The 20,583-nt window shown below is 62.9% G+C and carries 22 protein-coding genes; 5 read left to right on the plus strand and 17 right to left on the minus strand.

Translation table 11 applies throughout. The annotated features are described in order from the left end of the window. Positions 1-224: 224 nt before the first annotated feature. On the minus strand, positions 225-743 hold the full coding sequence (locus JH15_RS14280; RefSeq protein ID WP_043531456.1) for an Hcp family type VI secretion system effector: 519 nt from the start codon (positions 741-743) through the stop codon (positions 225-227). A 313-nt stretch (positions 744-1,056) separates the two neighbouring features. On the opposite strand from JH15_RS14280, the gene JH15_RS14285 reads away from it, so the two are divergent. Beyond that, complete coding sequence (locus tag JH15_RS14285) at positions 1,057-1,932, plus strand: DMT family transporter (protein ID WP_043531457.1); 876 nt, start codon at positions 1,057-1,059, stop codon at positions 1,930-1,932. A gap of 3 nt (positions 1,933-1,935) precedes the next feature. On the opposite strand, the gene JH15_RS14290 is transcribed toward JH15_RS14285, so the two are convergent. After that, positions 1,936-2,886 (minus strand): radical SAM protein, encoded by a 951-nt coding sequence (locus JH15_RS14290; protein ID WP_052384134.1) that lies wholly within the window; start codon positions 2,884-2,886, stop codon positions 1,936-1,938. Between the two features lie 62 nt (positions 2,887-2,948). Beyond that, positions 2,949-3,386, minus strand: a complete 438-nt coding sequence (locus JH15_RS14295; RefSeq protein ID WP_422730566.1) for a C40 family peptidase — start codon at positions 3,384-3,386, stop codon at positions 2,949-2,951. A gap of 187 nt (positions 3,387-3,573) precedes the next feature. Between JH15_RS14295 and gloA the strand changes: the two genes are divergently transcribed. Next, a complete protein-coding gene (gene gloA, locus JH15_RS14300) occupies positions 3,574-4,107 on the plus strand; it encodes a lactoylglutathione lyase (protein ID WP_043531461.1) in 534 nt (177 codons plus the stop codon). Between the two features lie 72 nt (positions 4,108-4,179). Here gloA and fdhD read toward each other — a convergent pair whose 3' ends face one another. The 9 genes from fdhD to JH15_RS14340 all read right to left on the minus strand — a co-directional run bounded on the left by fdhD (position 4,180) and on the right by JH15_RS14340 (position 13,319). Next, complete coding sequence (gene fdhD, locus JH15_RS14305) at positions 4,180-4,992, minus strand: formate dehydrogenase accessory sulfurtransferase FdhD (RefSeq protein WP_052384135.1); 813 nt, start codon at positions 4,990-4,992, stop codon at positions 4,180-4,182. 222 nt (positions 4,993-5,214) lie between these two features. After that, positions 5,215-6,393 (minus strand): lipocalin-like domain-containing protein, encoded by a 1,179-nt coding sequence (locus JH15_RS14310; protein ID WP_052384136.1) that lies wholly within the window; start codon positions 6,391-6,393, stop codon positions 5,215-5,217. Next, entirely contained in the window at positions 6,390-8,891 is a 2,502-nt protein-coding gene (locus JH15_RS14315) for an ABC transporter permease (RefSeq protein WP_081949042.1), read from the minus strand. Before JH15_RS14315 ends, JH15_RS14310 begins: the two co-directional genes overlap by 4 nt. Next, positions 8,888-9,553 (minus strand): ABC transporter ATP-binding protein, encoded by a 666-nt coding sequence (locus JH15_RS14320; RefSeq protein ID WP_043531748.1) that lies wholly within the window; start codon positions 9,551-9,553, stop codon positions 8,888-8,890. Before JH15_RS14320 ends, JH15_RS14315 begins: the two co-directional genes overlap by 4 nt. A 106-nt stretch (positions 9,554-9,659) precedes the next feature. Continuing rightward, positions 9,660-10,694 carry a metal ABC transporter solute-binding protein, Zn/Mn family gene (locus tag JH15_RS14325; protein ID WP_043531465.1) on the minus strand — a complete coding sequence of 345 codons (1,035 nt, stop codon included), beginning with the start codon at positions 10,692-10,694 and terminating at the stop codon, positions 9,660-9,662. Between the two features lie 35 nt (positions 10,695-10,729). Further along, positions 10,730-11,620 carry a metal ABC transporter permease gene (locus tag JH15_RS14330; RefSeq protein WP_043531467.1) on the minus strand — a complete coding sequence of 297 codons (891 nt, stop codon included), beginning with the start codon at positions 11,618-11,620 and terminating at the stop codon, positions 10,730-10,732. A gap of 2 nt (positions 11,621-11,622) precedes the next feature. After that, on the minus strand, positions 11,623-12,336 hold the full coding sequence (locus JH15_RS14335; protein ID WP_043531469.1) for a metal ABC transporter ATP-binding protein: 714 nt from the start codon (positions 12,334-12,336) through the stop codon (positions 11,623-11,625). Further along, the gene (locus JH15_RS18245) at positions 12,336-12,482 is read right to left on the minus strand and encodes a hypothetical protein (protein ID WP_197053326.1); all 147 of its coding nucleotides are present in this window, start codon (positions 12,480-12,482) and stop codon (positions 12,336-12,338) included. The genes JH15_RS14335 and JH15_RS18245 overlap by 1 nt, the downstream gene beginning before the upstream one ends. Before the next feature lie 159 nt (positions 12,483-12,641). Next, positions 12,642-13,319, minus strand: a complete 678-nt coding sequence (locus JH15_RS14340; RefSeq protein WP_043531471.1) for a hypothetical protein — start codon at positions 13,317-13,319, stop codon at positions 12,642-12,644. A gap of 98 nt (positions 13,320-13,417) precedes the next feature. Here JH15_RS14340 and JH15_RS14345 point away from each other — a divergent pair, with 98 nt between their 5' ends. Next, positions 13,418-13,894, plus strand: a complete 477-nt coding sequence (locus JH15_RS14345; protein WP_043531473.1) for a TspO/MBR family protein — start codon at positions 13,418-13,420, stop codon at positions 13,892-13,894. A 297-nt stretch (positions 13,895-14,191) separates the two neighbouring features. Here JH15_RS14345 and JH15_RS14350 read toward each other — a convergent pair whose 3' ends face one another. Together JH15_RS14350 and JH15_RS17855 are read right to left on the minus strand one after the other, a co-directional pair. Beyond that, positions 14,192-14,371 carry a hypothetical protein gene (locus tag JH15_RS14350; RefSeq protein ID WP_043531475.1) on the minus strand — a complete coding sequence of 60 codons (180 nt, stop codon included), beginning with the start codon at positions 14,369-14,371 and terminating at the stop codon, positions 14,192-14,194. 27 nt (positions 14,372-14,398) lie between these two features. Next, positions 14,399-14,602, minus strand: a complete 204-nt coding sequence (locus JH15_RS17855; RefSeq protein ID WP_156105327.1) for a metallothionein — start codon at positions 14,600-14,602, stop codon at positions 14,399-14,401. Positions 14,603-14,774: 172 nt separating this feature from the next. Here JH15_RS17855 and JH15_RS14355 point away from each other — a divergent pair, with 172 nt between their 5' ends. Next, on the plus strand, positions 14,775-15,005 hold the full coding sequence (locus tag JH15_RS14355; RefSeq protein WP_043531477.1) for a hypothetical protein: 231 nt from the start codon (positions 14,775-14,777) through the stop codon (positions 15,003-15,005). Between the two features lie 95 nt (positions 15,006-15,100). On the opposite strand, the gene JH15_RS18375 is transcribed toward JH15_RS14355, so the two are convergent. From JH15_RS18375 to JH15_RS14370, 3 genes are all read right to left on the minus strand, one after another. Next, entirely contained in the window at positions 15,101-17,188 is a 2,088-nt protein-coding gene (locus tag JH15_RS18375) for a methyl-accepting chemotaxis protein (protein ID WP_052384137.1), read from the minus strand. A 92-nt stretch (positions 17,189-17,280) separates the two neighbouring features. Further along, on the minus strand, positions 17,281-18,318 hold the full coding sequence (locus JH15_RS14365; protein ID WP_043531479.1) for a C45 family autoproteolytic acyltransferase/hydrolase: 1,038 nt from the start codon (positions 18,316-18,318) through the stop codon (positions 17,281-17,283). After that, positions 18,318-19,076, minus strand: a complete 759-nt coding sequence (locus tag JH15_RS14370) for a dienelactone hydrolase family protein (RefSeq protein WP_081949044.1) — start codon at positions 19,074-19,076, stop codon at positions 18,318-18,320. Before JH15_RS14370 ends, JH15_RS14365 begins: the two co-directional genes overlap by 1 nt. 237 nt (positions 19,077-19,313) lie before the next feature. Between JH15_RS14370 and JH15_RS14375 the strand changes: the two genes are divergently transcribed. Then, positions 19,314-20,513, plus strand: a complete 1,200-nt coding sequence (locus JH15_RS14375) for an ABC transporter substrate-binding protein (protein ID WP_043531481.1) — start codon at positions 19,314-19,316, stop codon at positions 20,511-20,513. Positions 20,514-20,583 lie beyond the last annotated feature (70 nt).

A 20,583-nucleotide genomic window follows, 5' to 3' on the forward strand; every position in this document is an offset into this window, starting at 1 on the left:
GGAATAGCGAGCTTACGAAGCGCAGCGCGAATGGCAATGGCCAACAGGCGTCTGTCTTGAATCGCTGATAGCGTTTATCGGCAATCGCTTACACACGCTGACGCCAACGCTTGAAGCAAGCCCTGGTGTCAACGTGTCTTGCCCATGAGTGACCGCATGGCGGAGGGCCATGGGAGCGAGCCATTGGAGGGCTCCCCGCCATGGGTCAATACATCGGGCCCGGCTTACGACTCGAGCGGGGCGCGCCAGTCGTCAGAGCCGGAGGTGCCAGCGACGGTGTGTTCCCAATCGATCTTGCGGTAGGCCAAGGACACGTCCATCAGCTGAGTGAACTCGGACTTGGTGGAATCCTGGGCATGGGGCATGCGCAGGTTGATGTCGACGATGGTGGCATCGGTCAGGCTGGTGCTGAAGAAGTGCTCCTGCTTGCCTTCGACGGAGGTGCGGTACCACTTCAGTTGCACGTTGGGCAGCATCTCACCGGAAGCCAGGGCGTTGTACATCAGCGGCACGGCCTTGTTCAGCGCCACGGTGAAGACGAACGGCTTGTGGGCACGCTGGCCGGAGGGCTGGCCGGACTGCGGGTCGGTGGGCACGGTCACCACGTGCTTGAATTCCTGGACCAGCATCTCGTCTTCATGGCCTTCGACGTAGATGTTGCCCACGGAATCGGGGGTGAAGGCACCGGCGGTGATGTTGCCCTGGGTCTGGCCTTCGATGCTGATGTAACAAGGTGTCGGCATGAGTCTGCTCCGTGACGATGTGAGTGAATGTCCCGTGGGACGTCTCGTATAGAGCAGTTGTTATGCCAGCATGTTTATTTGTTAAAAGAATCAATGGGTTGTTCGTTTTTCGCCATGATGGTGCTCATTTGGGCCAGGCAACAAGTTGCCCCTGACAGGCAAGAACTTGCCTGCTGGGCAAGTTCTTGCCGGGAGGTCTCGTCAGGCCAGGGCGAGGAATGCGCTGCGGCCCGCATCGCCACACTGCGTTGGGTCGGTTATGTTAGAAGGCTGGCAAGCACCGGATACGTGACGACACAAGGGGGAAGGGCTCATGGCGCCAACATTGCAAGGCATCCTGTGGATGTGTGCGGGCGTCTTCTGTCTGTCGGTGGGGGATGCCATTTCCAAGTGGCTCGGCGAGGTCCATTCGCCGGTACAGATCATCTTCTTCCGCACCCTGGTCTCGCTGCCGCTGATCGCACTGATTGCCCACTTCAATGGTGGTCTGCGCAAGCTCTCCACTCGCCGCCCCGGCATCCACTTGATGCGGGGGCTGATCGCCACCGGGACCATGCTCTGCTTCGTGTTCGGCCTGACCCTGCTGCCCCTGGCCGAGACCACCGCGATTGCCTTCGCGGCACCGCTGTTCGTGACGCTGCTCTCGGTGCCGCTGCTCGGCGAAAAGGTCGAGCCCCTGCCGCTCGCGGCCGCGGTGGTCGGTTTCATTGGTGTGCTGATCGTGGTGCGTCCCGGCGCGGCGGGGTTCCAGCCCGGGGCGTTGATCGTGGTCGGAGCGGCCGTGTTCTATGCCTTGATGATGATCACGGCGCGCCGCTACGGGGTGCGCGAAAATCTGTGGGCCATGGTGTTCTACGTGACGCTGGTGCCGTTTCTGGTCACGGCAGCGCTGCTGCCCTGGGTATGGCAGGCGCCCTGGCCGATGCATTGGTGGGGCTTTGTGGCGGCGGGCATTTTCGGCGTCGGGGCCATGGCCTGTATCACGCTGGCGTTTCGCCATGCCCCTGCTGCCCTGGCGGCGCCGTTCGATTACACCGCCATGGTCTGGGCCGTGCTGCTGGGCTGGTGGTTCTGGAACGAGATACCGGACCTGTGGGTCTACGTCGGCACCGCCGTAATCGTAGCCAGTGGCCTGGCCATCGCCTTTCACGAGCGGCGTACGACCCTCAAACGGCGCCCCTCCGCATAACTGTCAGGGCGCGCTGCAACTGGCCCCGAACCGGTAGCAACTGAAGCAGCGGTGATGGCGAAGCATCACGCGGGTATCGAGGCTCTCGCGCAGGCTGCCGCTAGCGCCGTAGTCGGGGTCGTCATCGACCAGCGTGCAGGCATAGACCCGGACCTGGCCGTTCTGCTTCACCAGCATCCGACTATAGCTGCACATGAAATGCGCGCGGCTCTCGTCGGTGGGGTATTTCTCCATGCACCCTTCGGTGATTTCCGGCGAGCCGTCTTCCTCCCCCGGGGTGCCAAAGTCGGGAAAGGCAGTGAAAGCAAGGTCATCGGAAATGCCTTCGCGGCGGAAGATCTCGCGAAAGTCGGCCTCGACCTGCGCGCTATCCTCGTCCGTGGTCATCTGCCGGGCGATCGAGACGTCGAAACCGTTGTCGTGAAGCCAGCGGATGCCCTCCAGCGCCTTGGCGAAACTACCTTCGCCGCGGTCGATGTCGTGACGGGCGGCGTCGGGGTAATCCAGGCTGACACGGAAGCGAATGGGGTAGGGATTGTCCTTCAAGGGCAGCAATTGATGCGTGCGTCGCAATAGAGGATCCGTGGCATTGGTCAGCACGAAACAGGGTCGCAGTTGGCTGGCATACGTCAGGATATCGATGAAGCGCTTGATGACGAACGGCTCGCCGCCGGTGAAAGAGAACTGCTCGACGCCAAGCTCGACGGCCTCATTCAGATAGTCACGTACGTCGTCGAGTTGCATGGCGTTGAGTCGGTCGTCACCCGGACGGGAGCCCTCCAGGCAGAAGGGGCAGGCCAGGTTGCAGGCGGTTCCCGTGTGAATCCACAGCTCCTTGAGACGCTGGAAATCCACATATCCCCGCGGCTCGCCCTGCGCAGTATGCGTCCAGGCGCCACGATAGCGGCTGGCGGTGAGGTCGGTGGCAGTGATCGGCTGCAGGATGGAAGTCATTAATCTATCCCGTATCGGGAAATGGGGTTCTCCCATCACTATATGCCTCGCGGCCTGGGATGTCAGGGCGCGGGGGAGGCGGCCCCCAGGAAGCGTTGCTGCCAATAATCGATATCCAGCGGCACGCTGACCACCTCGCGGCCGCGCCCCGGGGCATGGATCATCTGCCGATTGCCCTGGTAAATACCCACGTGGGTGGCCTTGCTGCGCGAGCCGAAGAAGAGCAGGTCGCCCGGGCGTGCCTCGTCGACACGCGGCAGCTCGCGAAACTGCTGCTCGGCGGTGCGGGGTACCCGGATGCCTGCGGCGCGATAGGCCATCTCCACCAGGCCTGAACAGTCCACGCCCTCGGGCGAATTGCCCCCATAGCGGTACGGCGTGCCCAGCGCCTGCTCGGCATTGGCCAGGATCATGGCCCGCTCGATCGACAGCTCAGCCCGGGAAGTGCCTTCGCTGTCCCGGGTGGCGATATCGCGGCTGGCGCAGCCGGCCAGGAGCATTACGCACACTCCGATGAGTAACAGGGCCAGGGAACGTGAAGCCGGCCGGGCATCGAAAGGCATGAAGGCAAGTGCGGTCATGAAAGGCCTCGTTTTCCGGCGACGCAGGTACGGCGCGCTTGAATTACGCTATCGTCATCGCTACCTAATATGCACGCACGCTGAACCATCCTGCAATGGAGATACCATGAGTTTTCAAGGCGAACAGCATCCCGGTGTCCAGCAACCCACCCCGGATTCCCGCGGTTTCCGGCTCAATCACACCATGCTGCGGACCAAGGACCCCGAAAAGTCACTGGCTTTCTACAGCCGGGTTTTCGGTATGAGCGTGGTGCGGCGGCTGGACTTCGAGGAGATGGGCTTCTCGCTCTACTTCCTGGCTGCGCTCGAGGCAGGAGATGAGGTGCCCGAAGACAGCGCCGAGCGCACCGTCTGGACCTTCAGTCAGAAGGGCCTGCTGGAATTGACCCACAACTGGGGTACCGAGGACCAGGACGACTTCGCCTATCATGACGGTAATGCCGAGCCTCAGGGTTTTGGCCACCTGTGCTTTACCGTCCCCAATCTGGACGAGGCCGTGGCCTGGTTCGATGCCAACCAGGTGGAATTCATCAAGCGGCCCGATCAGGGCAAGATGAAAAACGTCGTCTTCATCAAGGACGCGGATGGCTACTGGATCGAAGTCGTGGAAGCGGCCCGCCTGGCCAACATGGGAAGCTAACCGTCGTTTAACGCCGCCGCCTGGCGGCGTTCCTTCTCGGCTTCTCTCAGCTACGCATCCATCGCGCGACGTTTACAGATCCAGGATGCGCTCCGGGTGCGAGTAGACGTTGAAGCGGTCCTCGCGCAGGAAGCCGACCAGGGTGACACCGAAGTCGCGCGCCAGCGATACGGCATAGCTACTGGGGGCGGAAATCGCACAGACGATCGGCACCCGCGCCATGATGCACTTTTGCATCAGCTCGAAGCTGGTACGGCCACTGAGCAGCACGATGCGATCGTCGAGTGGCAGTTGGTCGTTGAGCAGCGCCCAGCCGTTGAGCTTGTCGACCGCGTTGTGGCGCCCCACGTCTTCACGGACTGCCAGTAATTCACCTTCGCCATTGAATAACGCTGCCGCGTGGAGCCCGCCGGTATGCTCGAACAGCGATTGATGTTCGCGCAGACGGCGCGGCAATGCGGAGAGGGCCGCCTTCGGCATTCGCAAGCCCTGCGACAGCGGCGAAAGATCCTGCATGGTTTCCAGGTTAAGGCGCTTCTTTCCGCACACGCCACAGGCGCTATTGGATAGCGAGGAACGCGCCAATAGCCCGGCCTTCTCGTCATTGAAGCGCTTGAGAACGATCTGAATCACGTCCGGCTGATCGACCAGTTCGCTGAGCGATTCGAAATCCTCACGCCGCTTGACCAGGCCCTCGCTGAGCATCAGGCCGGCTGCCAGTTCCCGATCGTGACCAGGAGTACGCATGGTGATCACGGCATCGGTGCCCGCGACACGGATCTCGAGGGGTTCCTCGATGGCCACATGGTCGCTGCGCTCGACCAGGTCGTCTGCTTCCCTGGTCAGGATATTGATGAGAGTGTCGCCCGACACGGTGGCTTCCATGGATTTCTCCTCCACTGTCACGATAGGTGATGGGCTGATTGGGTAACGGCTGTCGCCCGTGAGGCATGCCTCGCTTGGGTTAGGCAGATGTTTCGCTTCCTCAGGTTAGGGAACGCAGGGCGTTTGCACAACTCCTTCCCGCCTGGGTTCAGGACATTGCATTGGCCAGGCGACCCGCACGGCAGCATGCTGAATTGTTACCTGTTTGGGGCTGATCTCTTATCAATACCCCGTCATTTCCAGATATCCTTGCCCGGGGTGCGATCCCGTCACGCTCACATCGCCTTCCCAATAGGGAAACGCCGTATCCATCCAGCGCTCGGCCTGGCGAGCGGTGACTTCGATGTCGAGTCCTCGTTCGGGCACCGTCAACTGCCAGCGTGTGGGAACCTGACGTCCCGCGACCTCACGTCGCTCGAGCGGTTCGAGATGCAGCATATCGCCGTCCAGCGCCGTCAGCTCGCCTTCGGGAGTAATCCAGCTTCCCGATACATAGTGGCCACTCGGGTCATCGCTGCTTTGGCCGCCACCACGCAGGCGAAAGGCCATCAGCTTGGTTCCGTCATCCAGGTGCAGCGAGAACCAGTCCCAGCCGTGCTGATTGGCCCCCAGCAATTGACTGCTCCATTCGCGATCGAGCCAGGCCTGGCCGGTAACCGGTCGGGTCTCGCCGTCGATCTCGATCTCCCCCGAGACCTGAAAGAACGGCTGGCTGTAATAGAGCGAGCCCTGACCATCGGCCGATTTCTGACTGAAGCCATCGTCACCGTGGCGTACCAGCGGCCCTTCGGCCTCGAGCTCGAGACGGTAGCCGAACGATTGCCCGGCGTCCTCGGCCTGGGCCGAAACGCGCAGGTGGTCGAAGGCATCCTCGCTCTCTCCGGCAAGGCTCTCCAATTGCCAGTGATCGAGCCAGGCAGTAAAGGGACTGACCGTCACGCCGGCTTGGGCGCGTCGCTCGGGCAGGCTCATGCCGCGGGCAAAACGCTCGCCGACCAGATGCTGCTGGGGTGTCGAGAGGGCGGCATGGGCCATCCATAGCTGGCGGCTGGCCCAAGGGGCGTCGGTCGGTTCATCCGAGCGTGCTCCCGGGGGTGCCAGTGCCTGGCGAAACAGCGTCCATTGGATGCCCAGCGGGGTACCCGCTTCATCCTCGAGGTTGGCGGTCAGGTACCACCATTCGATGCGGTAATCGGGGTGGGGGCCATGATCGGCGGGGAAGGCGAGTGGGGTACCCGGGCGTGCCTGGGCGTAATCCCCCGCGGCCTCGCCCAGCCCGGCGAAACTCTCGCTCGAGCGCTCGTGCGGTGGCGGTGCGAGCTGCCACGTCGCCAGGGCGATGAGTAATAGCAGGCCTGCCCCCAGAGCGAGCCAACGCAGTCTACGAAACGTCGAAGTCATTGCGTGTCGAACTCCGTCAGCAATTCGCGTGGCGAGGTACGCCACAGGCGCCACGCCGGCCACAGCGCAGCGAGCAACGCAGCGCCAAGGGCCAGCCCCAGGGTGGCGGCGATCTGTCCGGGGAATACATGCAACGGCAATCGCCAGCCGAAGGCGGCGACATTGATGATGGCGACCAGGCAACCCGCCAGTGCGATACCGAGCGGAACGGCCAGTAGCGCCGTGACGCAGGCCGCGCCGCCCAATTGGAACAGGCCGGTAGCGACCAGCGGACGCCGCGCCACACCGATGGCCCAGAGCGGCGCCAGCTGGGCGCGTCGTTGAGCGGTCTGGGCTAGCAGGCTGGTCAGCAGCGCCAGGCCCGCCACGCCCAGGGTGAGCACGGTCAATGCCCGTGTGATGGCGAAGGTACGCTCGAAGAGGGTGGTTGCCTGCGTCTTGAGATCGCGTTGATCGATCACGCTGTCGCGGCCGAGGCCGAATCGCTGGTTGATTCGTTCGCGCAGTGTATCGACCCCGGTAGCCGCCGAGCCCTCCGCCAGGATGATACCGAACGAGTCGGGCGCGGTGCGAAATCGTTGGCTGACATCGGCCTGTGTCAGGGTGACTTCGCCTCGCGGATTGCCGTAATCGGGGTAGACGGCAGCGATACGCCGCTCGATGGGCCCGGTGGGGCTGGCCAGTTCCAATCGATCTCCCGGGGCCAGGCCACTCGCCAGCGCGAGCTGCTCGTTGATCAAGGCGTCCCCCGCCGTGAAGGCGTCCCAGGCGGTTTCGGGGGTGTCGAGTTGGGCCTTGAGCGGCCAGTGGGCCGTCAGGCTCGGGTGGGGCGTGATGCCGTAGACCGCGACCTCCCGGGAAGGTATCTGCCCCTTGGCTGCGTTCAGGGTCGTCTCGGCCCGGGAGCGCGGCAGAAGGGCGGCAACCTCGGGCTGCGCTACCAGCCATTCGGCCAGATCCTCGCCGGTGTCGCGATCCGGCACGCTTAGATAAACATCGGCCACCAACCGTTGGTCCAGCCAGTCGAGAAAGGTGAGCCGAAACCCGCCGACCATGCTGCCTACACCGAGATTTGCCGAGAGCGCCAGCAGCAGCGCCATCATTGCCACCGACAGGCGCGGCAATTGCAGTTGCAGATCGGCGCTGGCCCACTGCGCCAAGGGGCGATGACGCAACGCACGTTCCACGCCCGAAGCGACGCAGGCGAGCAGTGGCGGCAGCCACAGGGCGCTGCCCAACAACAACGCGGCGATCATCGTGAAGCCCAAAGCGAGCCCCTCGGCGGGAGGCAACTGGGAGAGCCAGCCCCATAGGCCCAGCGCCACCAGCCAGGCCAGGGTGCCTGCGATGGCCATGCGCTTGAGCTGGCGCTGGAACTGGCCTCGCCAGGCCTGGGCGCGCCCCAGCGACAATACATCGAGACGCGCAGCGCGCCATAGCGTGCCGAAGCCTGCCGTGATTACGCCGCCGAAAGTCACCGCCAACCCCCCCAGCCAGTAGTATCCGGGCAGCGCGAGGGCCTGGCCGACGCGGGCGTCATACAACGCATCGAGACTGGCCGCCACATCAGGCAGCAGCCATTTCGCCAGCCATACGCCGCTGAGCAGGCCCAGGCCACCGCCAAGCAGTCCCAGTAAAAGCAGCTCACCGACCAGCAACCCGACCAGTGCCCGCCCCGACACGCCGAGGGCACGCAGGGTGCGCAGCAGCCCTAGCCGCTGCTCCAGTGTCAGACTGAGCGCGGCATGGACGATCAGTAACCCCACCACCAGCGCCAGCAGCCCCATGGCGGTCAGGTTGAGATGAAAACTGTCGGTCAGCTGACCCGGTGCCGCCAGGTTGACGGCCTGGGTGCGTCGCAACCCCTCGGGTAGTGCAACCTCGGTATCAGGCGCTACCAGCAGGTGGCTCGGTCCCGATCGGCCGAGCAGGGCCTGGGCGGCAGCGATGTCCATGATCAATAGATCGGGCGGCAGTTCCGACGCCACCTGGGGGGGCGGAAGGGGCGTGCCGTTGTCGGCGGTCGGGGTACTCTCGTCGCTAGGCCACAGCCGCGCATGGGTCTCGGGTGCCACCCGGGTCAGGTAGGGCGGCTGCAGGAATTGCGTCAGGCTCTGGTCTCCCCCTGCGGTACGAAAGCCGCTGTCCAGAGGCAGTGTCAGCGGGTCGATGCCGGTCACATCCAGGCGGCTGCCGTCGCTCAATGTGATTCTGCCCTCGAGTACCGGCGAGACCGGCTGGCCTGTCAGGCGCAGATCGAGGTAAGCATCAAGGCCAACCGGCTGCCCGTCCCGACGTTCGATACGGTCGAGTTGGGCGCTGAACAGCGATTCGGCGCGGGCGTAGCTGTCGCGCGCCGAGGCATTGATCGCCTGCACTCCGCTCCATAGGGCACTGGCCACCCACAGCCCGAGCAGCAGCATGGCGAGTTGCCCGGGGTGCCGGCGATAGTGCGACAACAAGGCAGTCAGCGCCACGCCAAGCGCAGCCATCCTCATGCGTCAGGCTCCGCCAGTTGTCCATGAGTGAGACGCAGGCAGCGATCCAGTGGCGCGGCGATGCGGGGGCTGTGGGTCACCATCAGCAGGGCGCAGCCGCTGTCGCGCACCAGGGACAGCAACATGTCGAGCACGTCTCCGGCGCTGGCCTCGTCGAGGTTGCCGGTGGGCTCGTCGGCGAGCAGCAAATTGGGCCGCGCCGCCAGGGCGCGACCGATGGCCAGGCGCTGCTGTTGGCCTCCGGAGAGCTGTTCGGGGTAGCGGGTCGTCAGCGTCTCTAGTCCCAGTCGCTCGATCAGTTCGCGATTCCAGGCGGCATCTTCGCGTCCAGCCAACCGTGCCTGCAGGCGTAAGTTATCGCCCACGCTCAGGCTGGGCACGAGATGGAACTGCTGAAAGACCAGCCCCAGGCGTTCGCGGCGCAGTCGGGCGCGCTCGGGATCGCCCTGGGCGGATAGTGCGGTACCGGCAAGATGAATCTCGCCGCTATCGGGGGTATCGAGCCCTGCCGCGAGATGCAGCAGGGTCGACTTGCCAGAGCCGGACTCACCCATCAAGGCCAGGCTTTCTCCGGCAGAGAGGCTGAAATAGATATCCCGCAGGACCGGCTGGGGGCCCTGCGGGGTGGGGTAGGACTTGCTGACAGTATCGAATTCGAGCATGGCCATCCCTGGGTGATCGATTCGCCTTATCCTCTCGTCTTATTCCCCACGAACGCAACGCTCGAGAAGAAATGCGTGGCGGTTTCTGTCACAGGGATGGCAGCGCTTAGTGCGCATGCTCGCTGTGGTCGTGGTCGTGGTCGTGGTCGTGGCCACGAGCCGAATCCCCCAGGGCGTCATGCAGAACACGCGTGTTATGGCGCATCATGCCCAGGTAGGTACTGGCCTCACCCTCGCTTGCCAGGGCGTCTGCATAGAGCGTGCCGGCAATGGGCAGGCCGGTCTCTTCGGCAATCTGCTCCAGCGTGTTGGGGTTGGTCATGTTCTCGTGAAACAGCGCCTGAACCGACTGCTCGCGAATCACGTCGATCAGACGGGCCATATCGGCGGCCGATGGCTCCACTTCGGTGGAAAGTCCCGCCGGTGACAGGAAACGAATACCGTAGGCCTGCGAGAAATAGCCGAACGAATCATGGCCGGTGACCACACTGGCGTTTTCGGCAATCTCGCTCAGCTGCTCGCGAATGGCGCGATCGGTCTCCTTGAGTTCCTCCAGGTAGCGCTCGGCATTGTCGCGGTAGGTTTCGGCGTTATCGGGGTCGGCCTCGATCAGGCCGTCACGGATGTTGGTGACGTATCCCTGGGCCAGGCTCAGATTCTGCCAGGCATGAGGATCGCGATCGCCGTGCGCGTGGGCATGATCGTCATGGTCGTGTTCTTCATGCCCGTGGCTATCGTGTGTCTCGTCGTGGCCATGCGCGTGATCGTGGTCGTGTCCCGCATAGGCCAGAGTGTCGAGCCCGTCGGTGGTGACGACGTGTGGACCGGAATAGCCGCTGGATTCGACCAGCCGTTCCATCCAGCCTTCGAACTGCAGGCCATTGAAGACCACCAGGTCGGCTTCGCTCAGGGTGCGGGCATGGGTCGGGCTCGGGGAGAATACGTGGGCATCGCTGTCGGGGCCGACCAGCGTCGTTACGCTGACGTATTCACCCCCCACATTCTCGACCATGTCCGCCAGGATGCTGAAGCTGGCGACGACATCGACGTGAGGGTCGGTCTGGGCCTGTGACAGCGCGGGCGACAGCGCCAATGTGGCCAGGGAGCCAAGCAGGGCGGTACGCAAGGGTAAGGCGGGCATGGCAGGTTCCTCGTTCGTGAGCGTAAAGGCGAGCGTCAGGCGGTCTCGCCGCGTTCCAGGGGCGCCGCGCGACGACGCAGTCGGGCACGCAGGCTGTGATGGCGACCCAGCAATGCCGAAAGCACATAGCCAATGCCCGCCAGCAGGATAATGCTGGGGCCCGACGGCAACGACAGATGGTAGGAGAGCAGCAGCCCGCCGGTGCTTGAAACCATCGCCCACACCACGGCAATACCCATCAGGCCTTCCAGGCGCTTGCTCCAGAAGCGTGCGGTGGTGGCCGGCAGCATCATCAGACCCACCGCCATCAGCGTGCCCAGGGTCTGGAAGCCGGCGGTGAGATTCAGCACCACCAACGCCAGGAATAGCCCATGGATCAAGCCGTTGCGGACGCCCTGGCCACGCAGGAACAAGGGGTCGAGGCACTCGACCACCAGCGCCCGAAACATGACCGCCATGGCCAGAACAATGGCGCTGGTGAGGGCGGCGATGAGAACCAGGGCGGTGGTATTCACGGCCAGGATCGAACCGAACAGCACATGGGTCAGGTCGACGCTGCTGCCGCCCAGCGACACCAGCATCACCCCGGCGGCCAGCGAGATCAGGAAGAAGCTGGCCATGGCGGCATCTTCCCGGTGGCCGGTCATCTGCGACACGCTGCCGGCCAGTCCGGCGACCAGCAGGCCCGAAATCACACCGCCCAGGCTCATCATGGGCAGCGAGAAGCCGGCGAACAGAAACCCCAGGGCCACGCCCGGCAGGATGGCGTGGGCCATCGCATCGCCGATCAGGCTCATGCCGCGCAGCATCAGGAACACCCCGAGCGGAGGCGCAGCCAGTGACAGCGCCAGCCCGGCGACCACGGCGCGGCGCATGAAGCCATAGTCGAAGGGCGCCAGGAACAGGGCGTGAAACAGATCGAGCATGCTCATTCCGATAGATCGAGGGGCAGGATGGGGGCCGGCTGGCGCAAGGGGCCGGCATGGCGTTCGAGAATGGCCTGGGGCGTGGCCCAGCGGGCGTGGCCACCCGACAGTACCAGCACGCAGTCGGCAAGGCGTGCCAGGTGATCGAGATCGTGCAGCACCACGATGATGGTGGTGCCGCGGTCGGCCATGTCACGCAGCACGCCGGCCAGCACGTCGACGGTCTCGATGTCGACGTTGGCGAAGGGCTCGTCGAGCAGCAGCAGTTCGGCTTCCTGCATCAGTGTACGGCCAAGCAGGGCGCGCTGGCGCTGGCCACCGGAGAGCTCGCCCAGCGGACGGTGCGCCAGATGCGAGATGCCCAGGCGCGCCATCACGTCGCGCGCCCGGCAATAGTGCGGTCCGCAATAGCCCAACAGCGCCCCATGACTCGGCCAGGTGCCGGTCATGATCAACTCCTCGACACTCATCGGGAAGGTCAGGTCCAGCGCCAGTTGCTGGGGCAGCCAGGCCCTTCTCTCCTTGGGCACGTCGCACTCGATACGCCCCTTGAGCGGCGTGAGCTCTCCCATGATCGCCTGGATCAGGGTGCTTTTGCCGGCTCCGTTGGCGCCCACCAGCGCCGTAATGGCGCCGGTCCGGAAGGTGCCGTCGACCTGTTCGAGCACCGTGCGCTCACCCTGGGCCAGGTGAATATCGTCGAGTCGCAGCCGCATTAGCCGAAAGCTCCCGTGGCCCAGGCGACCGCTAGCCACAACGCGGCGAGGGGGGCGGCCACGAACAGCACCCGGCGCCCGGCTGCCAGTGACATCAACGAAAAGTGGCAGGGCCCTTCCGGGCGATGATGATGGCGATGGGCCATGACGAACTTACCTCAAGACGAAAGGATGACGCGTGGCGCGCCTCAGCGGCAGAAAGTTATAACATAACAAAACGGCGGGAAGCTACTGGCATTACCAATCCATGTCCCTGTTTCATGAACGCCGCCATGGTAGTGGGCGGCAGCGTTCAGGAAAAGAGATCAGTAGCGGATATGCATGCCCAGCTGGTCAGGGGCCAGCACGAAGGCGTATTCGTAATCGACATGGATATCGCCCATCGACAGCTGTGCCGGCTGGAATCGGTTCAGCGCAACCCCTGCCTGGCGTGGCTGGGTCCAGATCTGCAGTTCATTGACCAGCATGCCGGTCGCAAAGCTGATCGCACCGTCGCGTGGGCGGTCATCACCCACGCCGATGACCAGCCCCCCGGCGGTGTTGACGACCAGCGAGCCCACGCGCGCCTGCCAGCCGCGGCGTTCGCGTTCCACGGCGGCCGTCTGTTCGATCAACGCCCGCGCGTGGGCCAGGTTGTCTTCGCCACGCAGGCGCTCAAGGTTGCGGCGCGCCTCAGGATGCGGCTGACGGTCGAAGAACATGCCGCCCAGCGCCAACGCCGACTTCACTGCGCCCACCCGCGCGTCGAAGCGGTCGTCGCTGTCGTCGGCCTCGCTCGCCTGATACGCGTTATAGGCCAGGCTCGTACCGTAAATGCCCGTCCAGCCGTACTGCCAGTAGGTGGCCTGGTGCTCGCCGCGCTGAAGCGCATCATGATAGACATTCCACTCTTCCTGGGCCGATTGCGCCTGTGCAAGAACGGGCAGGACAAGCGTGAGCAGGAGAAGTGCCAGTGGGGCTGATACGAGGCGTAAGCGCGGCATGGGCGAGTCCTTGTCTGAGATGCGAAGCGATGCGGGTAAAGGTAGCATCCGCGGCATAACCCGCCCACACTTTGGCTTTTTCACCTAAAAGGCATCCCATGGCCGTCACGCCCCGCCAATCGCTTGCGATCCTCCTCGGCTGGATATTGCTGGTCGCGGCCGTCTCGCTGAGCGGTATCCTTACGCCCCCCGGCGCCTGGTACGCCGCCCTGGACAAGCCCCCGCTGACCCCGCCGGATTGGCTGTTCCCGGTGGCCTGGACGACGCTCTACCTGATGATGGCCGTGGCGGCCTGGCGCGTGACCGTGCTTGCCCCACCGGGTCGGCGACGATTCTTCCTCTGGCCGTTCGTGGCCCAGCTCGCCGCCAACGGGGCATGGTCGATCCTGTTCTTCGGCCTCCACTGGATGATCGTCGCGCTCGTGGATCTACTTCTGCTATGGGGCTTGATCGTGCTCACCATTCGACGCTTTGCCTGGGTGTCGTCGACCGCTGCCTGGCTGCTGGTGCCGTATCTCGCGTGGGTGAGCTTCGCCGCGTACTTGAATGCGGGTACGTGGTGGTTGAACGGCTAGGGCACGGTTCCGAAGGTAGGGTGTTGGTGGGCTTTTTTTCGTAAACATACGAATACCCCCGGCCGCTTTCGCTGCCGGGGGTATTCGCATCGTCATCCCTTGACTCCTGTCACGAACGTCCTGTCCGTGCCTCCTTGGCTAAAGAGCGTCCTTGCTCTCTGTACTCCCTGTGAGTCGTCCCTGACTCGATGGAGTGCATGATGCCATCGAGAGCGAAGCAACGAATTAACCTTGGTTAACATTGCGTGTAAGAAATAAACGACACGCGATGTAGGCGACCCGTAGCATGGGTGTGCCTCAGTCCTCGCGCTGTTCGAAGGCTTCTGCTGCCTGGATCGCTTCTTTCTCGGTCTTATGCTCCGAGACGACGACTTCTTCATCGGCGGGGCGGCTCTCGTCTATCACTACCCATCCGGTGATGGTCTCGTGAAGATCGTCGGCGTCGAAGACGGGTTCGATACGGGCTTGTTTGGGCATGATGGCCTCCTTGCGGTTGAAACGGGTTCAGATCTGTTCGTGGGGCAGGTCGCCTGATGCAGGGCGATTCAATTCGGTGCACTCACATCCTTCGTGTTTGCATACCATCCCCTCGGGATGCCCTGCGGCGCAGGCCGTGCAGCAATAGGCGCGCCCCTCGGAGAGCGCGGCCTCTTCGCTAGAGACCTGATGCTCGCACCCGGGGCAAGCGCAGGTTCCCATATCGCTCATGCAACACCTCCCTTGTGTCGTCCATTGCGTGTCTGTCTTAGCGTAGAAGCCGATTCCCAAATAGGAAAAGCGAAGCGGCAATACGACAGGCTTTGACACACCGGGGTGGCCTCATATAGTTCTACTTGTAATGATAATTACTATCATTTGAGATCTTTTCAAAGGAGGCCGCATGGCCTACTGCAGCGAATCTCGCCCATCGCGGGCGACCCCGGCGCTTCAGATTTGCGATACGTCGTCGGTAGCGGTAAGACTCGCCTGGGAGGCGTCGCGGGACGCGACACAGCTTTCTGACGATGAGCAGCTATTGCAGGCGCTGCAGAGGGAAGAGGCCGTTCATGACATGTTCCGCCGGCGCTTTCTTCGCATCACCGAGCGGTATCTCAAGGGCGAACTTGGTTAGCCTGCCCCGGCGCGGCATGCATCAAGGCTGTCAGCTGAACGTGCCCCAGCTTATAGGGCCGGGGCACGTTTGATTTCGGTTGGGGGCACGTCCAGTTAGAACGCCTCCCACTCCTGGGCCTGGCTGGAAGGGGAGTGCTTCGAGGGACCTTTACCGCGTGATTGAGCGGGTAGCGCAGCAACCGGCGGTCTGGACTTCTGTGGTAGTGCCGCTACCGATAGGTCGGCTTCGCTGCCTAGCGTGAAGCTTGCCATCAGTCTTTCGAGCTGCTCGGCCTGGTTGCGCATCTCTTCGGATGCGGCACTGGATTGCTCTACCACGGCAGCGTTTTGCTGGGTCATGGCGTCAAGCTCCGTCACGGCGGTGTTGATCTGAATAATTCCCTCGCTTTGCTCCTTTGCGCCGGCACTGATCTCACCAATCATGTCGCTGACGCGTTTCACACCGTGCAGGATCGACTCCATGGTCTGTGCGGCACCGCTGACCAACGCCGCCCCGGATTGGGTATGCTTGATCGATTCATCGACCAGCCCGCGAATCTCCTTGGAGGCGTCACTGGAGCGTGTCGCGAGGGTGCGGACCTCCTGGGCAACCACGGCAAAGCCGCGGCCATGCTCACCGGCCCGAGCCGCTTCGACCGAGGCATTCAGCGCCAGGATATTGGTCTGGAAGGCGATTCCGTCGATGAGCGTAATGATCTCACCGATCTTGGCGGCCGAGGTGTTGATGTCATCCATGGTGCGCTGGGCCTGAATCATGTCCTGGTTGCCCTGTTTAGTGATCTCAGCGGTATCGGCTACCAGCTGGTTGGCTTCTTGGGCAGAATGCGCCGTGTTCTGAACGGTTGCGGTGATCTCTTCCATCGAGGCCGAGGTTTCTTGCAAGTTGGCAGCGGATTGCTCGGTGCGTGATGCCAGGTCCTGACTGCTCTGGGCGATTTCAGCCGCGGCATGATTGACGCTGCTGGTGCTGTTGCGTACCTGGCTGACGGTGCGAGAGAGTCCTTCCCCGATACCATTCATGGCGACCAGGAGTTTTCCGATTTCGTCTTCGCGCTGGGTGGGGTGGCGTTGTGAAAGATCGCCCTTGGCCAACTGCTGAGCCATGCCGACTATGGCCTCAAGGGGACGGCTGATGAGGTTGCGTTGGTAGAAATAGAGCAGCGCAGCAAAACCCAAGGCCAACAGTAACGCCGCGAGCAGAGACCAGTTGCGCATCGTGATGATGCCCGCTTCCATTTCGTCGACGAATACCGTGCCGGTAATGATCCAGTTCCACGCGGGATAGTGCTGGAAATACATCGTTTGTGGTCGGCTGTCGCGGCCTTCCAAGGCGTATTCGAACTGTCCTGAGGGAGAGGAGGTCAGCTCCGAAAAGATGGACAGATTGTCAGTGGTCTTGAGTGACTCCAGCGACTCGTTTTCATAGGGGCCGCCTGCGATGATGCGGCCTTGCTGAATGGCGGCATCCACGAGCATGGCGTAGCCACTCTGGTAATAGCTGATGCCGCGTATTCTCTCTTGCAGCATGGCTAGCTCTTTGACGATGTCGATGCCGATGAACGCGGCGCCGGCCACCTCGCCCTGCCGGTTGCGCACGGGTTCGTATATGGTGATGTAAGGCGTACCGAAGAGTTCGGCGATACCGCTGTAGGTTTCACCGGCCATTAACCGAGCATAGCTTTTACTTTCACGATTGAGCAGCGTGCCTACGACACGTTCTCCGCTGGCATTCTTTACCGACGTCGAAACACGCACGAAATCGTCGCCATCGCGGGCGAAGAAGGTGACGGGTGCACCTGTCCGGACGGTGAATTCGTCTGCCAGGGTGTAATTACCATTCAGTGGCTCGCCGCCGTTGCTGAATGTGGGGGTCTGCCTTCCAGCCACTTCGATGCGTCGCCGCGTATCGACCTCGAAGGTGGGGCTCAGATCACCAAGCAGGAGATGCAGCATATTACCGGCTTGCTGCTGAAGGGTCTCGTCGAACAGCGACATCATGTTGGCAACTTGTTCCTGTTGCTGCTGAATGCCTTGGCCGACTTCGGTGTTGATCTGCCTGAGACTGGATTGCGATAGGAAAAACGCCAGGCCTACGAAGCCAGCAAGCTGCAGGACCAGGATGAACGATGAAAGTTTACCTCCGACGCTGGTGCGGCGGAGGAGGGGAGTCAGGGTCTTCATGGGGGGCCTGTTTTTTATGACTAGGGCTAACGTATATCGGCAGGTTGGCATACGCCTTTAGTCGAAGGCTGTTTTCTTAATCGGCCCGGGTTCTAACTGACCGATAAGCGTAAGGCCTGAATATTCTGACAGGGCTTGCCCAGTCGCAGGTGCAGCTCACGCCGGTCCAGGTTCATGACGACTCCGAACAACGTCTCCATCCGCTCCGCCTCGGGCAGTTGAGCATCATGGTGACGACAGATCGACATCGGGGTGTTGTGGTGATCGCTGAGCAGGTCGAACAGGGCTTCGGGCGTGGGCTCGGTCGGCTCGCTCAACAGCGCATCGAGGCGACGCAGGCGTACTGCGGAATCGGGTTTGGGATAGTCGCGAACGGTTTCTGTCGCCCCTTCTGAATAGAGATGGTTGGTGTGTGTCACCAAGCCCCGTCGGGGCGTGAGTTCGCCGGGTGGCCCGGGATGGACCTCGAGGCCGACCGCTTTCCCACCGGCGCTGGCCAGCAGGATATGAGCGGGCGAAGCCACCCGGTCGTCATGTGCGACGCGGCGTGCGCTCTCGAAGTCGGTACATTCGAGCATCTTGCGCAGGGCAACATGGATTGGCAGCCCGTCGCCGCAGGTCTGGGAACGAATGGCATTGAGCCCCACCCCGATGCCATGGGCATTGAGACCGATCTTGCCGACCATGCCGGCCTCGCCGACGCTGGCCAGCCGGGCCTTGTCGTCGGCCTCGATGTCGAGCACGACGACATTGGCTTGCTGATCGGGCCGCCAATCCCAGTTCTGGGCCAGCCACTGCTGGCCCTGGCGATGCAGCGTGAAGGCCGAGCAGCCGCCACTGGCGCGGGTCAGGGAAATTTCACTACGGCAATTGAGGGCCAGGACATCGTCGAAGGCGATGCCCGCCCCCTGGGCGATGCCTTCGATTTCGTCGAGGATCGCCGGAAAACCGCGCTCGATGGCCGGGAGGAACCGGCGCGCTTCGTGCTGCGCCTGGCGCCAGTCGAGACCGGCGAAATCACGAAACAGCCGCGCATAGACCTCGAGGCTATCGATGATCTGCGCTGCGTGCCGTTGACCGTGGGCCCGGCCGATCGCGCTGCGGCTGCCACTCAACCGGGTGACTGTCATTACAGCTGACGCTCGAGAAACGCGGTGAAGGCATTCCACGAGAGGATATCAGCCCGCTCCTGATAGCGGTCGCCATCGAAGACGGTGAACGCATGGGGCGCGCCAGAGTAGATCTCGATCTGATAGGTGGCGCCGGCCTCTTCAAGTTCCCCTGCAAGTGTGGCGACATCATCCAGGCTGACTGAGCTATCGGCACCGCCATGGGCGATCAGCAGCGGCGGGGTATCTTCGGGATAGGACTGGCCCTCGGGGGTGCCCAGGCTGCCATGGAAACTGGCGTAGCCTTGGATGTTATCGGCTTCACCGGAGCGGGCTTGCTCGAGGATAACCGCACCGCCGAAGCAGTAGCCCATCACGACCACCTCATCGAGGCCTTGCTCACGGGCCTGTTCGAGCCCTGCCAAGGTAAGTGTGCGCATGCGCTCGCGGTCGTCGTAGAGCTTGGCGGTCTCTTCCTTGCGGGCATCGACCTCGGCGGGGCGGTTGCCTTGCCCGTACAGGTCGATGGCAAAGGTGTCATAGCCGAGTTCGGCGAGCATGTCGGCCCGTTTTTCTTCGTACCCGGTCAGGCCGTCCCAGTCGTGCATGAGCAGAACGCCACCACGGGATTCGCCTTGGGCAGGGGCGAAGTAGCCTTCGAAACGTTCCCCGTCGACGTCATAGGTCACCGACTCGCCGGCCAGCGCAGCCGCGGGGGCCAGCAGCAGCGCGGAGAATATGTACGATAGCGTCTTCAAGCGCGTCGGATGGGTCGCCATGGTGGGCTCCTGTCGAAGGTGAATCGAGATCGTGACGATAGACGTAAGCATAGACGAGACGTTCATTAACGTTGAGACGTCATCGTTTGGCGTTCGTCACGAGAAACCTCGATGAAACAATGCGATGAGCGTGTGTGAGCGAATATTGCGTTGGCGAGGCCATCTTGTGTTTTTGAGTAAACGATCCCAGAGTTGAGACGGCATTTTTCTTACTGGCAACCATAGCGAGAACAACACATGAAAAAAGCTTTGTTAGCCGTGGCGGTTGCTGCCGCTACCGTCGCAAGCGTCGCGCAGGCCGATGTCAAGATCGGCTTCCTGGGAGGCTTCACGGGGCCGATCGAGAGCCTGACGCCGCCCATTTACGCAGGTGCCCAGCTAGCGGTCAGCCAGATCAACGAGCAGGGCGGGATTCTCGACGGCGAGACGCTGGTCATGCCCAACGCCGACACCACCTGTGCCGATGCCTCGGCGGCCTCCAACGCAGCCGATCGCATGGTCAACAGCGAGAAGGTCACCGCTATCGTCGGTGCCCTATGTACCGGTGCCACCGTGGCCGCAGCCAACAATGCCGCTATCCCCGGCGGAGTGGTGATGGTGTCGCCGGCATCCACGGCCCCGGCAGTGACTGAGCTCGACGACAATGACCTGGTGTTCCGCACCGTGCCTTCCGACGCCTTCCAGGGTGAAATGCTGGCCAAGTTGCTGCTCGAGAAGGGCATCGACAACGTGGCCGTCACCTACGTCAATAATGACTATGGTCAGGGCCTGGCCGATGCGTTCACCACCACCTTCGAGGACGAGGGTGGCACCATTGCGGCCAACCAGGCGCATGAGGATAATCGCGCCGACTACCGCAGCGAGCTGGGCTCGCTCTCTTCCAGTGGCGCCGAGACACTGGTCGTGCTGGCTTATGCCGATACGTCCGGCCAGACCCTGTTGCGCCAGGCCTACGAGAGCGGTGTCTTCACCCAGTACGTGGGCGCCGACGGCATGGTGGGTAACTCATTGGTCGGGGCGGTGGGTGCCGATGTGCTCGAGGGCATGATTGCCACGCGTCCCGGTTCGCCCGACCTTCCGGGGGCGGAAGTCTTCGCCGAAATGGCCAACGCGGCTGACGTCGACCCCAGCGCGGTGTTCGCTGCCCAGGCCTACGATGCGACTTTCCTGTTGGCGCTGGCTATCGAGAAGAACGGCAGCGACAGTCGTGAGGGGCTCTCTCAGGCGCTGCGCGATGTGGCGATGGCGCCCGGGGAGACCATCCTTCCCGGTGAGTGGAAGAAGGCCAAGCAGCTGCTCGCCGATGGTCAGGAGATCAACTACGAGGGCGCCTCGGGCACCCACGAGTTCGATGACAACGGCGACGTGCCCGGGGTGGTCGTCGAAATGGCCGTCGAGGATGGCAGCTTCGTGACCAAGGGCTTCCTGGGCCAGTAAGCACTCACTGGAGATCGTTCCTCTAAAACAGAAGGCCTCGGCATATGCCGAGGCCTTCCGCGTTTCTGGG

The sequence above is a fragment of the Litchfieldella xinjiangensis genome (genome assembly GCF_000759345.1).
Taxonomy (GTDB): domain Bacteria; phylum Pseudomonadota; class Gammaproteobacteria; order Pseudomonadales; family Halomonadaceae; genus Litchfieldella_A; species Litchfieldella_A xinjiangensis.